The organism is Chitinibacter sp. GC72 (genome assembly GCF_009760905.1).
Taxonomy (GTDB): domain Bacteria; phylum Pseudomonadota; class Gammaproteobacteria; order Burkholderiales; family Chitinibacteraceae; genus Chitinibacter.
Map to the genome: position 1 here is coordinate 119935 of NZ_VIRW01000006.1, position 12292 is coordinate 132226.

General features: G+C 51.1%; 19 protein-coding genes and 1 pseudogene. 18 read left to right on the forward strand and 2 right to left on the reverse strand.

The window, feature by feature from the left end; genetic code table 11:
• Positions 1-125 precede the first annotated feature (125 nt).
• Entirely contained in the window at positions 126-383 is a 258-nt protein-coding gene (locus tag FLS37_RS17145) for a Cro/CI family transcriptional regulator (RefSeq protein WP_198314535.1), read from the reverse strand.
• 31 nt (positions 384-414) lie between these two features.
• On the opposite strand from FLS37_RS17145, the pseudogene FLS37_RS17150 reads away from it, so the two are divergent.
• The 7 genes and pseudogenes from FLS37_RS17150 to FLS37_RS07885 form a co-directional block, all read left to right on the forward strand.
• A pseudogene (locus FLS37_RS17150) lies at positions 415-609 on the forward strand (helix-turn-helix domain-containing protein); the annotation flags it as partial.
• Positions 610-621: 12 nt separating this feature from the next.
• Positions 622-1095, forward strand: coding sequence for a S24 family peptidase (locus tag FLS37_RS07860; protein ID WP_232522540.1), 474 nt, complete (start codon positions 622-624; stop codon positions 1093-1095).
• A 335-nt stretch (positions 1096-1430) separates the two neighbouring features.
• Positions 1431-2276 (forward strand): hypothetical protein, encoded by an 846-nt coding sequence (locus FLS37_RS07865; RefSeq protein ID WP_157669313.1) that lies wholly within the window; start codon positions 1431-1433, stop codon positions 2274-2276.
• A gap of 106 nt (positions 2277-2382) precedes the next feature.
• Entirely contained in the window at positions 2383-3174 is a 792-nt protein-coding gene (locus FLS37_RS07870) for a hypothetical protein (protein WP_157669314.1), read from the forward strand.
• A 154-nt stretch (positions 3175-3328) separates the two neighbouring features.
• Complete coding sequence (locus tag FLS37_RS07875; protein ID WP_157669315.1) at positions 3329-3688, forward strand: XRE family transcriptional regulator; 360 nt, start codon at positions 3329-3331, stop codon at positions 3686-3688.
• Between the two features lie 5 nt (positions 3689-3693).
• Positions 3694-4200, forward strand: a complete 507-nt coding sequence (locus tag FLS37_RS07880) for an ImmA/IrrE family metallo-endopeptidase (protein ID WP_157669316.1) — start codon at positions 3694-3696, stop codon at positions 4198-4200.
• A gap of 404 nt (positions 4201-4604) precedes the next feature.
• The gene (locus FLS37_RS07885; RefSeq protein ID WP_157669317.1) at positions 4605-5762 is read left to right on the forward strand and encodes a type I restriction endonuclease; all 1158 of its coding nucleotides are present in this window, start codon (positions 4605-4607) and stop codon (positions 5760-5762) included.
• A 398-nt stretch (positions 5763-6160) separates the two neighbouring features.
• Here FLS37_RS07885 and FLS37_RS07890 read toward each other — a convergent pair whose 3' ends face one another.
• Entirely contained in the window at positions 6161-6385 is a 225-nt protein-coding gene (locus tag FLS37_RS07890) for a hypothetical protein (protein ID WP_157669318.1), read from the reverse strand.
• A 107-nt stretch (positions 6386-6492) separates the two neighbouring features.
• Here FLS37_RS07890 and FLS37_RS07895 point away from each other — a divergent pair, with 107 nt between their 5' ends.
• From FLS37_RS07895 to FLS37_RS07945, 11 genes are all read left to right on the forward strand, one after another.
• Positions 6493-6861 carry a hypothetical protein gene (locus tag FLS37_RS07895; protein WP_157669319.1) on the forward strand — a complete coding sequence of 123 codons (369 nt, stop codon included), beginning with the start codon at positions 6493-6495 and terminating at the stop codon, positions 6859-6861.
• A 9-nt stretch (positions 6862-6870) separates the two neighbouring features.
• Positions 6871-7767 carry a DUF2303 family protein gene (locus FLS37_RS07900; RefSeq protein ID WP_157669320.1) on the forward strand — a complete coding sequence of 299 codons (897 nt, stop codon included), beginning with the start codon at positions 6871-6873 and terminating at the stop codon, positions 7765-7767.
• Positions 7768-7835: 68 nt separating this feature from the next.
• A complete protein-coding gene (locus tag FLS37_RS07905; protein WP_157669321.1) occupies positions 7836-7979 on the forward strand; it encodes a hypothetical protein in 144 nt (47 codons plus the stop codon).
• A gap of 100 nt (positions 7980-8079) precedes the next feature.
• Positions 8080-8367: a hypothetical protein gene (locus tag FLS37_RS07910; RefSeq protein ID WP_157669322.1), complete on the forward strand. Its 288-nt coding sequence runs from the start codon at positions 8080-8082 to the stop codon at positions 8365-8367.
• A gap of 4 nt (positions 8368-8371) precedes the next feature.
• A complete protein-coding gene (locus FLS37_RS07915) occupies positions 8372-9028 on the forward strand; it encodes a hypothetical protein (RefSeq protein ID WP_157669323.1) in 657 nt (218 codons plus the stop codon).
• Between the two features lie 170 nt (positions 9029-9198).
• Positions 9199-9468, forward strand: coding sequence for a hypothetical protein (locus FLS37_RS07920; protein ID WP_157669324.1), 270 nt, complete (start codon positions 9199-9201; stop codon positions 9466-9468).
• Entirely contained in the window at positions 9465-10163 is a 699-nt protein-coding gene (locus tag FLS37_RS07925; RefSeq protein WP_157669325.1) for a hypothetical protein, read from the forward strand. The genes FLS37_RS07920 and FLS37_RS07925 overlap by 4 nt, the downstream gene beginning before the upstream one ends.
• Before the next feature lie 3 nt (positions 10164-10166).
• A complete protein-coding gene (locus FLS37_RS07930) occupies positions 10167-10943 on the forward strand; it encodes a hypothetical protein (protein WP_157669326.1) in 777 nt (258 codons plus the stop codon).
• Complete coding sequence (locus FLS37_RS07935; protein WP_157669327.1) at positions 10940-11200, forward strand: hypothetical protein; 261 nt, start codon at positions 10940-10942, stop codon at positions 11198-11200. Before FLS37_RS07930 ends, FLS37_RS07935 begins: the two co-directional genes overlap by 4 nt.
• 122 nt (positions 11201-11322) lie before the next feature.
• Positions 11323-11502, forward strand: coding sequence for an AlpA family transcriptional regulator (locus FLS37_RS07940; RefSeq protein ID WP_157669328.1), 180 nt, complete (start codon positions 11323-11325; stop codon positions 11500-11502).
• A 193-nt stretch (positions 11503-11695) separates the two neighbouring features.
• Positions 11696-12265 carry an aminodeoxychorismate/anthranilate synthase component II gene (locus FLS37_RS07945; protein WP_157669329.1) on the forward strand — a complete coding sequence of 190 codons (570 nt, stop codon included), beginning with the start codon at positions 11696-11698 and terminating at the stop codon, positions 12263-12265.
• Positions 12266-12292 lie beyond the last annotated feature (27 nt).

Below are 12292 nucleotides of genomic sequence, written 5' to 3' on the forward strand. Positions count from 1 at the left end.
CACACCTTGAACGTTGAAAGCAAAATTGCTCATTGTTTAAAAATGCCCAGCCGCTAAAGTACGGCCTGCAAACGTTGTAAAAAGCACCCGTGTTCAGACGGGTGAAAGAGCGGCCTGTGGGAGGGCTACTCGGTGGAATTCTTAGCGGTGCCGCGCAGGTAAGCCCAATCAACACCTGCACACAGCAAGCGCCATGCGATAGGCTGATGCACCGCAATACGACCAAGCACTGAGTACGGCAACAAATCAGGCCAAGCACAAACAGTTGGCTGTTTTACGCCAAGCGCCTCAGCTGTTTTTCGCTGCCCACCAAAATGAGCAATTACGGTCTCTTTTTTCATGAAGGGGAGTATAGCCGTGTCTATTATAAACGCGCAAGCCATATCTATCTTTCAATGCGATAGCCTTGCCTATATGAGCACACTACAAGAACGAATCTCCCTTCTTCTCAGCAAGACAGGGATTACTCAAAAAGACCTAGCAAATCGAATTGGTATTAAGCAGCCATCCGTCGCGGCGTGGCTAAGCGGGAAAACCAAGCGAATTGAAGGCGCGAATCTCCTAAGAGCGGCCAAGGCGCTCGAGGTAAATCCAGAATGGCTAGCAACTGGACAGGGCGAAATGCGCCCTCAAGAAAACCAAGAAAGTGAGGGTATGTATCCGCGCGCCCCATCCAAAGAAGATTACGCACTGATACCCCAGTACAGCACCAAGGGCGCGTGCGGCAACGGCCATTACAATGATCACGTTGAAGTGGTGGGCGGGCTCACCTTCAAACGCAGCTGGCTGGATCGGCTGGGCATCAACGAACATCAGGCCTGCGTCATTTATGCCACAGGCGACAGCATGAGCCCAACGATCCACGATGGCGACGTAGTGTTGATCGACCAGGCTCCGCACCCCGCCCGCACCGGCGAGGTCTACGCCATCATGATGGATGATGAAGTCATCATCAAACGGCTATCCAAAGAATTCGGCCTGCTCTTGCTGCGCAGCGACAACGCCAACAAAGCCGCCTACCCCGACATCACAGTACCACCCCAGCATGAGCTGCAAATCATCGGCCGCGTAGTGTGGCGCGGAGGTGGGCTGTAAGCAATTACCGCAACATACTGCTTACTTTCTGTTGATAGTTCTGTGTATAATTAGTGATAACTTGAACATAAAGTTTTGGTTCATTTAGTCGATCTAATAAAGCAAGGCAGTAACGCGAGCATTTCTCGCATTTTTTTACGCCTACTAGTTTGCACAGAAATCTTGAGGAGCACTGACATGAGAAACGCTTACCACCCCGTCGTGGCTCAAGGCGCACATCAAAAGTTAGCGCCGGTTTCTGTTGCTCAAACAAAAAACAACCCCTCTGTTGCAGCTTCAATTGAGCGCGCCTGCCTATTTTCGTTTGAAGCGGTGCAACACATGAAGGTTTTGGCGTGGCCGAAAACCCGATAAACACCCCAGAAGATCAATACGCTACATTCACCAAAGATGATTTAAAGCGGCTATTTGACGCATATACCCCCGCCGATGTTGATAATAAAACCAAGCAGGTGCTGGTGGGCGGCCAGTCGTTGGTCATTTGGATGTTTTATTACGGCATTGATGGATCAGCATCAAAAAACCCCTATTTACTGACCCATGACGTCGATTTTTTAAGCAATCTGGAAGATGCCAGAGCATTAACCCGGCGACTAAACGTCACGCTCACCGAAGCTGGACTAAGCAATCCCGATCCTTGCTGCGCAACATCGGTTTTTGATTCGGTGAATGGCGGCAAGCTGCGCCTTGATTTTCTAAAGACCGTCTGCGGCCTCGACATCAAAAAATTGCGCGCCCGATCTATCCCCTGCGACTTTCCGGAGCTGGGCACCATCTGGATCATGCACCCGCTCGACTGCCTGACCAGCCGCATTGCCAATCTTGCGCAGATCCCAAGCAAGCGGGACTCCAACGGCGTAGAGCAAGCAAGAATGGCACTTGAGGTAGCAAAAAAATACTTTACCCAGCGCCTAGCCATGTCACCTTCTGACGCGCACCATGACGCTCATTATTTACGCGACCTTGCCAACTCCAAATATGGGCTGTATTGCTTTCAGCAATACCGCATTGACGTTCTGGAGGCAGTTACCCAGCACGAAAAAATATCACCCCAATTTGCAGAAATTGAATGGCCCAAAGTTAAGCTGCGCATTCAGCTGCGCCGCGAGAGCCAGATGAAACTCCAAGCTGAAATGGCCTACGCCAAACACCAGCGCGAACAAAAGAAAAAGACAGGATAAGCGTCTACACATCAGTGTCGCCCATTATCCCGACCCAGCCCAGCAAAATTCCCTTATTTCTTTACCGGGTGTAAATTTCTCCTTGCTTACTTTGGAGAGTAACACCATGTTCAAAAAAATCATCCTGATCCCTATCCTTTGCTGTGTCGCGGCCAGCGCCCTCGCCGCCAAACCGAAAAAGACCCGCGCCACTTTTTTTCAAGGCGTCATAAACATCCAGCCAGACACCACCAAATTAACCTCAGCGCAAACAGCCGGCAACGACCCCAGCTGCATTTATGGCGCGGCACAAGCACTTTCAAAAGCCACACCACTGCAAAAAGATGAGTACGAAAAAACAGCCGATTTTGAATCCCGTCTTGAAGCCTATAACGAAAAACTAGGGAAGATAAAGATATGTGGCGACCTCACTGTGGGCAATCAATTCGCCATCGCCTACTATGCTGAGCAATCCTACGATGCAGACCGCGAGCTACTTACGCTCAGCATTGAGCAGGACAAAGCCAGAGGCACCGGCTGTGGGATCACTCTTCCCAACGGCTACAGCGAGAAAAATGGCAAAACCTACACCGGGCAAAACAGCTTTGGGGTAAAGAAGAAAATCAAAACCATCTACGCCACCGAAAAAATACTGGCTGAAAATGAAACTTATCGACCGTGCGGCACTGAGCCCGTACAAATATCAATGCCGCCAGAGCAGGCCAAAAAAATGCAATTTGTCCGTGCACTGCGGATCGGCCGCCTAAGCAGCCCTTATTTTACGATCCACAATGAAGAAGGCACGCCAACCATAAGCGATCCAACGCACATCTTCTGGGCTACTGGCCACGCACATGTGGAATGGACTGATACCATTTACTTTAACATGATCACTGGGGACATCCTTAGACCCCAATAATCATCCTGCCTTAGCCCAAACACCAACCCGCCTCGGTGGGTTTTTTTAACGAACAATAATCAACCAAATATGGTTGACTTATATTTTTGTAATTGTTAAGATTGCAAGCGTGGGAAGTTTACTTTTCACTGTTTTTACGACAAGGAGTCACATTATGCTTACCCCGTTTGGAAAATACTTGCGTAAATTACGCATCGACCATGGGAAGCTACTAAAAAGTATGGCCGATAGTTTGAAAGTTACGTCCTCTTATCTAAGCGCTGTGGAAATGGGTAAAAAAGCAGTACCAGACAGCTGGATTGGCGAAATCGCAGCCGAATACCAGCTTGACGATAGCGAACAAAAAAAACTAAAAAATCTAGCTGAAATGTCCAAACCAGAGTTTAAAGTTCAAGTCCCAAAAGAAGCCAGCGACATTGCTAGAGAAACTGTTGCGGTATTTGCTCGCAAAGCAGCAAGCCTGGACGATGAAGCGTTTAGAAAACTTTTGGAATTACTTAAGAAAGGAGAGTAAGAAATATGCACCACGGCATTAAGGTGCCAGCACAAAGCTGTGACAGCATAGCGTCAATTGTTGAAGCGCTTCGTACTGGATGCAAAGTAAATGGTGTAATCAAATTTCCAATCGTAGAAGCCCTAGAGCTTTTGGTCGCAGAAGGCTTTCAAGTTTTGCCCATAGATGAAATGGGGGAAAATGAAGGCTTAACCTACCCTGACTCAGGGGTAGTTTGCATCAGAGAGGACGTCTACGAAAAGGCAGTTGATGGCGACCCAAGAGCCCGATTCACTTTGGCTCATGAGCTTGGTCATCTAGTTCTTCATAAAAATATTGGATTAGCGCGCTCCAATTCAAATTTAGTAATGAAGATTTATGAAAATAGCGAGTGGCAAGCCGATGAATTTGCGGGTCAGCTACTTGCACCAGATCATATCATTGCCAAAATGAAAACAGCCGCTGAAATTGCAGCAAAATGCGGAATTAGCCTAAGTTCAGCCATGATCAGGCAAAAGAAAAAGAACCGATAAGTTTGCAGACTTATCGGTTCTTTATGGCTAGGAATTTATTCCTAGTGTTGGATCTCCGACCTCCAGCAACATCTGGAAAATTGGAAAACCTTAGTAACGTAGAGAACTACTAAAGTATACCAATTAGGACAGAATGTCCAGAGTAATAGTGTCGGCAACCTTTGATAAAAGGAGTTGCCACCATGGGTCCAAAATTGGTTCATGTTCGCACTTACTCGCGTTATCGCTATGGTCAATGGGAGCAAGTATGCACCCATTGGCGTAGCCTTCCACGCGGCTAAACAAACTAACCCGCCACGGCGGGTTTTTTCTTGCATATACACCCGCCACACTCCACCCCTTCAATTTTGCTTTTCCCTGCCATGCGTGTAAATTTCTAAAGGCTTACTTTGGAGAGTAAAAGCATGGAAAACTTTACCCAGCGCATCAAAACGCACATCCAGCACGTCAATAATGTCGGATCACACTGCAATAGCGAAGAAACCACCAAACAAGCATTGATCCTACCCCTGCTCGACATCCTGGGCTTTAGCCCCTACGACCCTACCAAGGTCAAAGCAGAATACGCTGCAGATTTCCCGGGTGCAAAAAACAATGAGCGCGTTGATTACGCTTTGTTTTGCCAAGGTGTACCCGTCATGTTTATTGAGGCCAAAGCCTTTACCGAAAAACTCAGCAATCACGCCCCCCAGCTGGCGCGTTATTTCAACGCCACCCCCGAAGTTGCTGTAGCCGCACTCACCAACGGGCAAGAATGGCGCTTCTTTACCGACCTGAACAACAAAAACGTGATGGATGAAAAACCCTTTCTGACCGTTGATTTTTCATCGGGTGAGATTGAAGAAACCCAGCAGCTGGCTCGCTTTCGCCACGACCAATTCCAGCCCGATGCGCTGCGCACCCTCGCGGAAGAAAGCATTTACCTAACCGCATTCAAAGCCGCCATCAGCAGCAGCCTACGCGAAGTAGACGCCGAATTCGTGCGCTACATCGCCACCAAAGCCAATATCCAACGTCAATTCAATCAGCGCTTCATTGATTCAATCACCCCACTGGTTCGCCAAGCCGTCGAGAGAGCTGTGAGCGAAATGGTGCTCACAGGATTATCCAGCCCCAGCGCCGAAATCAGCCAAGCACCGATTGCCGCCGAGCCACCCACCAACGCCAAGAGTGAAGATGGCGACTGGGTTCATCCAGACAATTCGCGCATCATCACCACCGCAGCTGAACGCCGCCTGCACAACATCGCGCAAGAAATCTTAGGTGACGAGCATGACGTTCAGGCCAAAGACACTGAGAGCTATTTCACCCTGCTCTATCAAGGTAAAACCAACCGCTGGCTGCTGCGCTATTACGGAGACAAAAAGCAACCCACCATCAGCCTGCCTTTTGACATATCGGAAAGCCAGAAAAACGAAATCAACCGCGCCGGGCTTAATCTAGCCAGCAACGGGCACATCAATTTGGACAAGCCTGAACACCTACACCGTATCAGCGGCCTGTTGCGTGATGCCTTAGAACACGCCTGCAACGATGAAAACTTCAAGCGCCAGACCGCATAAGTCCTTACGACCACGATCACCCCAACCGCCTTCGGGCGGTTTTTTTACGCCCAATCAAAATAAAATAACCATACCTATATTTTTCTATTGACCAAAAAGATAGACGTGGCTATATTAACCCCATCACCCCAACGCGCAGCGGTGCCGTAACGGGTGACGGCCACTCTCCAAAGCAAACCCAACCGCTGCGCCCAATAAAAAACCCGCCTTGGCGGGTGGGATGCGGGAAATGGATAGCAATCAGCCTTTTTTAGCCATCAGCAGCGAATCAACGCCCGAGCAGATGCTGCACGCTTGCCAACAAATGTTTAGCTTGGCGAGCCGCTTTGGCCTATCCGACGAACTGCAAATCATGCTGGTGATCGAGCTGCTATTGCGCCAGGGAGAAGAAGTATGGCTCACATTCGGGTCAGCTCAACCCACGTTCGCCCCTCGGCATCGTAAACCCGAACTTTCAGGCCGCTTTGCGAAGCATGCTGATTTAGTTGCTGCATTAGCGCTTGATCCGACAGCTCACGGGGAAACATCGCTAGAACACCACCCCACGGCCTCGATTCACGCCCCTGCTGCTGCGCCTGATCCAGAAAATCTTGCAACGCACTACCAATAAACACTTTTTCCACGGCGATTCCTTGTTAATCAGTTGAATGAAAGTCTCGGTAAAGACTTCAACAGTTTAGCAGGGCAATCGCCACCCAAACCTAGAAACACCAACCCAAGGAGGCCAGAAATGGCACGTTCAGCAACAGACACCCTACGCGACATCGCGGGCGGCGAATTGGTCGAAGACCTTGGCGAAGCCATTCGCGAGCTCAATACCGCCATCAGCCTGATCGACAGCAAAAAAGGCGGCAGCATTACCCTCAAGCTCACCGTCAAACCGGCAGGCCGCCAATCCGGCGCGCTGAATGTGGGCTACGACATCAAAACCAGCAAGCCAAGCCTGCCACGCCGCGAGTCGATCATGTTTGGTACGCCCGAAGGCGACATGCTGGCCACCGACCCAACGCAACGCCAGCTGGATCTGCGCCAGGTGGACACCAGCCCAACCACCGTGCGTGATCTACCCATCCAAGTTACCCAACTGAAACAAGCCTAAGGACACACCATGTCAGAACACATCGAAGCCGCTTTGATCAATCAGCCCTGCAGCGTTGAACAGCTACTGAAAGCAGCGCAAAAACCCTTCCAAGAAAACATCGAGCTCGATAGCTACGGGCAGGGGTATCGCCCTGTAGTCTTTGTGCCAACTGGCTACAAAGCAGAATACCCCGACTTTGAAAGCAAACTAGCCGCGCCGCTACGCAAAACCGGCACGGTTACGCTGGCCGATACCGAGAGCTTTAACTGGTACCTGAAAGAACACGGCGAAGCGCACCGCACCCGCATCTACCTCGAAGCCGACTACGAAGCGGGCAAGGTCGAATTCACCGCTCTGCTGAACGACCACCAAGCCGACATCGACAGCCCGGCATGGCGCGACCACATCGCCAAATTCAGCCCGAAAAAATCAGTGGAGTGGAATCGCTGGGTGGGCAACAACAAGCAAGCCATGTCGCAAAACGACTTTGCCAGCTTCCTTGAAGACAATCTGACCGAAATCGCCGAGCTCGAAGGCCTACCAACCGCCAGCCAGCTCATGGAAATGGCGCTGAATTTTGAAGCCACCAGCGAAAAACGCTTCAAGAGCCATAGTCGCTTGCAATCGGGCGGCATCCAATTCGAGTTTGTCGATCAAGAAGACGATGCCACGCGCCAGAAAATGAGCATCTTCGAGCGCTTTGCCATCGGAATTCCAGTCTTTGCCCAGCCACTGACCGAGTCAGACCAGATCGTGGCCTACCGCATCGATGCCCGTATTAAGTACCGCATTCGCGATGGCAAATTGACCTTCTGGTATGAGCTGGTGCGCACCGACAAAGTGCTGAAAAAAGCCAGCGAAGACATCGTAGGCGAAATCAAAACCGGCAGCGGCTTCCCGATCCTAGCCGGTAAAGCGTTCTAACAGCTCCCAGCGTATAGCGCCCTGCCCGCAGGACGCTATGCGAAGTGAGCTCAATCAAGGAGGCCGACATGCTTCACACCATTCAAACCACCGTGATCGACACCACGGACGATTTCAGCATTTTGAATATCTGGCACGCCAAAGGCTGGCGCATTACCTCAATTCGCGGCGATGAATACCTCGCCAGCAAAACCGTGCTGGTGCCGGCATGAACCGCGCCATCTTGATCGACTTCGCCAAATACATGCTCGGCGGCGTGCTGTGGACGCTAGGCGGGATCGCTTTTTTAATCATTGAACAGGCATTGACTAAATGAATACACGCCTAGAACTGGTGCGGCCAAGCACTGACATTCACCCCTTGCGGCGCCGACATTTCCGCAGCGAATTAGAGCAGGCCGAGTACGCACACTCAGCAATTAAATTCAAGCGGCACAACGAAGAACGCCTGATGGATTGCGAGTTTTTGCGCGAAAAACTGCCCAAATGCAACCCAGTAAAACGCGCCATCGAGAGCGATTTTTTTACCGCCATGACAACAGCTTGCTGGTTACAAGCCGAGCTATCTGCCAGCCAACAATCCATCATTATCTGGTGCTAACAACATGACACAACTGATCATCGGCCTACACGGCCAGGCTGGCGCGGGCAAAGACACCGTCGCTGATTTTTTGGTAGCCAACCACAATTTCGTCAAAATCGCCTACGCCGACAAGCTGCGCGAAGAAATCGCCCACGCTTGGGGTATCAAGCCAGAACTCTTGATTAATCGGGCACAGAAAGAAATACCCCAAGTACCGCTAGAGATTAGCCGCTGCCAAGATAGCCGCTTTGTGCGCTACATCCTGGACAAACTCAGCGATGGTAACGAAGCCGCTTGGTACCTCGAATCCGCCACCCCACGCAGCCCGCGCTGGATCATGCAGCAATGGGGCGACTACCGCCGCAGCGTATTCGGTGAAGATTATTTCCTGATCGAAATGGCCAACAAAATCGCCGAGCTCGACAGCCATGTGGTGATCAGCGATGTGCGTCTTGATAAAGAAGCCGAGCAGCTCAGCGTGGACTACAAAGCCCACCTCTGGCGCATCCAGCGCCCTAACCTCGCAGCCGTTCAAGCGGACAAAACCGAGGCCGGTATCGCCCTCAACTGGATCGACGTGGACATCATCAACATCGGCAGCATCAACGATCTGTATGAGCACGTAGGCGACGCGCTAAATAAAGCGACATTCGGCTACAAGGCACGGAGGGCGGCGTGATGAGCGGGCAACACACAAAAGAGCCATGGCTCCTATCCGAAAGACCGCACGGCCCATTCCTAGGTATTTACTCAAATTTCACCATCGATGGAAAACCATGCTTTTCGGGGAGGCAGGCCATTGCTTCGGTTCACTACGAAGGCAAAAAGGGTAGCGCCAAGTACCACGAAATGTTTAAAGCCAATGCCCGCCGCATCGTGGCATGCGTCAATGCGCTAGCCGAATGCAATATCGATGACATCGAATACTGCGTAGAAAATGGCTGGTCGCCATTTAGTGGCAATGTTTTTGCTTCGCGTGTCGAATTGCAGCGCCAACGTGATGAGCTGCTAGCTGCGCTGATTCAGGCCAAAGAACTAATTGAGACTGCCGTGCCATTTGAGGGCGCCGTGATGCGACAGATTAAAGCCGCCATCGCCAATGCGGAGGCCAAGCCATGAAACTCACTCGCCCAGCCAACCTCGCCAAAAAATGCCTCGCTAGCGTCGCACGCGTGCAAAACGTACTCAACGCCATCATTGCCGACGAGATCCACAGCCACACGCATCGCGCCACGGTGGGCGAACACTACAGCAACTTCACCCGTTTTCGCGATGTCGCCATCGACTACGGCATGGTAGAACTGATCGAGCAAACCGGCATCGGCAAAGGCATGGTGATTCGTCTACGCAAGACGCACACCCTGCCCGAATTCGACTTCACAACCAACCCACCACCCGTGCGCATCACCCAAGCAAAACCCACTATCGTCAAGGCCGCACCCAAAAAACGCGGCCGCAAACCCGAAGCCGAAAACCATATTGCTGATGCCAACAAAATGGTCAAAGCCAAAACCGAAAAAGCCAAAACCGAAAAAGCCAAAACCGAAAAAGCCGCCACCGTAGGGCGCACTGAGCGCAGCGCGTCGCGCCGCAAAGCCGCCAAGCAGCAAGGCGACGGCAGCGTATTAAAACCGAAATTCAACCACAGCATCGAGCCAGCCCGCGACCGCCACCAGCTCGACCACTTCGAAAGCTACGGCCCCAGTCGCATCGAGATCATGCGCAAAATCGAAGACATCGGCGGCTACCAACCGTACATGCGCCAAAGCAACACCGAAAACCGCCGAGTGCACCAGGCCAAGGGGAGATATTGAGAAATGAGCGATAAAACAAAAGCGATTCAATTAGCAGAAAAGCACGATGTAATCAAAACGTGGCTCGAAACAAATCATGAAGTATGGGCCATTGATGCCGCAAAAGAACTGCGCCGCCTTGATGAAGAAAACATATCACTACGCGCGCAGGTTTCTCGGACAAACCGCGAACTGGAAATTGCTCACGATCAACTTTCGCTACTTACCGGAGCGCAGCCAGCCAGCAATCCGGTCGGCACTTTGTTTAACGGCGAGTTTGTTTACATCAACCATGATTTTGATTCAGTCCCCAACAGGCATTACAAGCTCTACACCGCCCCACAGCAAGCGCCAACGGGTGAAGAACTGCAAAAGCTCCTGAATAATGCCTACGCAAAAGGCCGTGACGATGCTAACGCAGCGCGTGATTTGATGGCACAGCAAGCGCCAGTAGACGAGCGCGATCTGCCAAATGTTGTTCGCACAGCGCCAAAAGATATTTTCCTATGTCTTGGCGAAGACGATGACGATGACGTTCTTAATGCTGACTTCAAAACATTAGAAGAAGTTAGCTGGAGCGATGACAAACCTGTGCCGCACGTTATCAAATACACCCGCGCCGCACTCAAGCCAGCAGTGCCGGATGGGTGGCAACTTGTGCCGAAGAAAGTAAATGACGAGATGGTAGCTGCGTTCAATGACGCCTTTGAGCAAACAGACGACGGCTACGGTGTAAGACCTGACGCCGAATGGAAAGCCATGCTCGCAGCAGCACCGCAGCCAGCGCAGGGGAAAGAATGATGGCTTATGTCCGAGAAGAAAAATATCACGAAACTTTGCAAGTTAGGCTGATGGTTAGTGAAAAGACCAAAGAAGAAACCCGCGAGCCTTGGCGTTTTGTATCGGTTGAATTCGATTCAATGGATCGTATTACGCCAAAGGAATTACGCGAACTTGGGAAGTGGCTAGTAGCAGAGGGTAAGCGCATCGGCCGTGAGTACAAATCAAACGGAGCACCGAAACAACAGCCAGAACAGGGAAACGGCCATGTTGCGTGATGCACCGAGCAACACCTCGGAATGGTTAGCAATCCAGCCAAGTAGCTAAACCAACGCTGCAGAATGAACAACCGATTATTTAGAATCAACCGTGCAACGTTACACGGTGCAGGAGCCCCAAAATGCCGACATTTTTAACCCTACACGACATCCTTAGCGCGCTGCAAGTCAGCAAATCAGCCCTCTATCAATGGATCAGAGATGGCAAATTTCCAGCCCCGACCAAAATCGGCAAAACCTCACGCTGGAACGCAGAGACTGTAAATCAAGCGCTCGCCAAACTTTCACCACCAAATCAATGAAAACCCACACCCCAAAACCCCAGCCACATGGCTGGGTTTTTTTTTGCCCCCAAACTTGGTAGGATGCTTAAAAAAACCTTGTTCGCACTGCGCCGCACTATACGCCAGCGAACGGAAAACCGTGTAACAAACCGTGTAACATTTACCAAACAACAAAGGCAAGCCCAACAAAATCAAGGGCTGGAGACTATAAATGCTCTTGATGATCGATAACTACGACTCGTTCACCTACAATCTGGTGCAATATTTTGGTGAGCTGGGTCAGGACGTTCATGTCCACCGCAACGATGAAATCACACTTGAGCAGATCGAAGCGCTCAAGCCGAAATATCTGGTTATTTCCCCGGGCCCTTGCTCGCCACTGGAAGCCGGTATTTCTGTTCCAGCCATCAAGCATTTTGCAGGCAAACTGCCGATCATGGGCGTTTGCCTGGGGCATCAGTCGATTGGTGAAGCTTTTGGCGGCACGGTATTGCACGCCAAAACCCTGATGCACGGCAAAGTATCGCCCGTCATCCATAACAATACCGGCATGTTCAAGGACATACCCTCCCCGGTTACCGTAACGCGCTATCACTCGCTGGCCATCGAGCGTGAGTCGCTACCTGATTGCCTTGAAGTCACCGCATGGACCGAGGACGGTGAAATCATGGGCGTGCGCCACAAGACACTGGCGATCGAGGGCGTACAGTTTCACCCCGAATCCATCCTGACCGAACACGGCCACAAAATGCTCGATAATTTCCTGAAGGAATGGGCGTAAAGCCAGCTGCCAGCCAACCTTGGGTAG

Coding starts and splice junctions, on each gene's coding strand:
- FLS37_RS07905 (WP_157669321.1), top strand. CDS start 7,836: ATGCTTCACACCATTCAAACCACCGTGATCGACACCACGGACGATTTC.
- FLS37_RS07925 (WP_157669325.1), top strand. CDS start 9,465: ATGAAACTCACTCGCCCAGCCAACCTCGCCAAAAAATGCCTCGCTAGC.
- FLS37_RS07895 (WP_157669319.1), top strand. CDS start 6,493: ATGGCACGTTCAGCAACAGACACCCTACGCGACATCGCGGGCGGCGAA.
- FLS37_RS07920 (WP_157669324.1), top strand. CDS start 9,199: ATGTTTAAAGCCAATGCCCGCCGCATCGTGGCATGCGTCAATGCGCTA.
- FLS37_RS07880 (WP_157669316.1), top strand. CDS start 3,694: ATGCACCACGGCATTAAGGTGCCAGCACAAAGCTGTGACAGCATAGCG.
- FLS37_RS17145 (WP_198314535.1), bottom strand. CDS start 383: ATGGCTTGCGCGTTTATAATAGACACGGCTATACTCCCCTTCATGAAA.
- FLS37_RS07885 (WP_157669317.1), top strand. CDS start 4,605: ATGGAAAACTTTACCCAGCGCATCAAAACGCACATCCAGCACGTCAAT.
- FLS37_RS07930 (WP_157669326.1), top strand. CDS start 10,167: ATGAGCGATAAAACAAAAGCGATTCAATTAGCAGAAAAGCACGATGTA.
- FLS37_RS07945 (WP_157669329.1), top strand. CDS start 11,696: ATGCTCTTGATGATCGATAACTACGACTCGTTCACCTACAATCTGGTG.
- FLS37_RS07935 (WP_157669327.1), top strand. CDS start 10,940: ATGATGGCTTATGTCCGAGAAGAAAAATATCACGAAACTTTGCAAGTT.
- FLS37_RS07915 (WP_157669323.1), top strand. CDS start 8,372: ATGACACAACTGATCATCGGCCTACACGGCCAGGCTGGCGCGGGCAAA.
- FLS37_RS07875 (WP_157669315.1), top strand. CDS start 3,329: ATGCTTACCCCGTTTGGAAAATACTTGCGTAAATTACGCATCGACCAT.
- FLS37_RS07900 (WP_157669320.1), top strand. CDS start 6,871: ATGTCAGAACACATCGAAGCCGCTTTGATCAATCAGCCCTGCAGCGTT.
- FLS37_RS07910 (WP_157669322.1), top strand. CDS start 8,080: ATGAATACACGCCTAGAACTGGTGCGGCCAAGCACTGACATTCACCCC.
- FLS37_RS07870 (WP_157669314.1), top strand. CDS start 2,383: ATGTTCAAAAAAATCATCCTGATCCCTATCCTTTGCTGTGTCGCGGCC.
- FLS37_RS07860 (WP_232522540.1), top strand. CDS start 622: ATGCGCCCTCAAGAAAACCAAGAAAGTGAGGGTATGTATCCGCGCGCC.
- FLS37_RS07940 (WP_157669328.1), top strand. CDS start 11,323: ATGCCGACATTTTTAACCCTACACGACATCCTTAGCGCGCTGCAAGTC.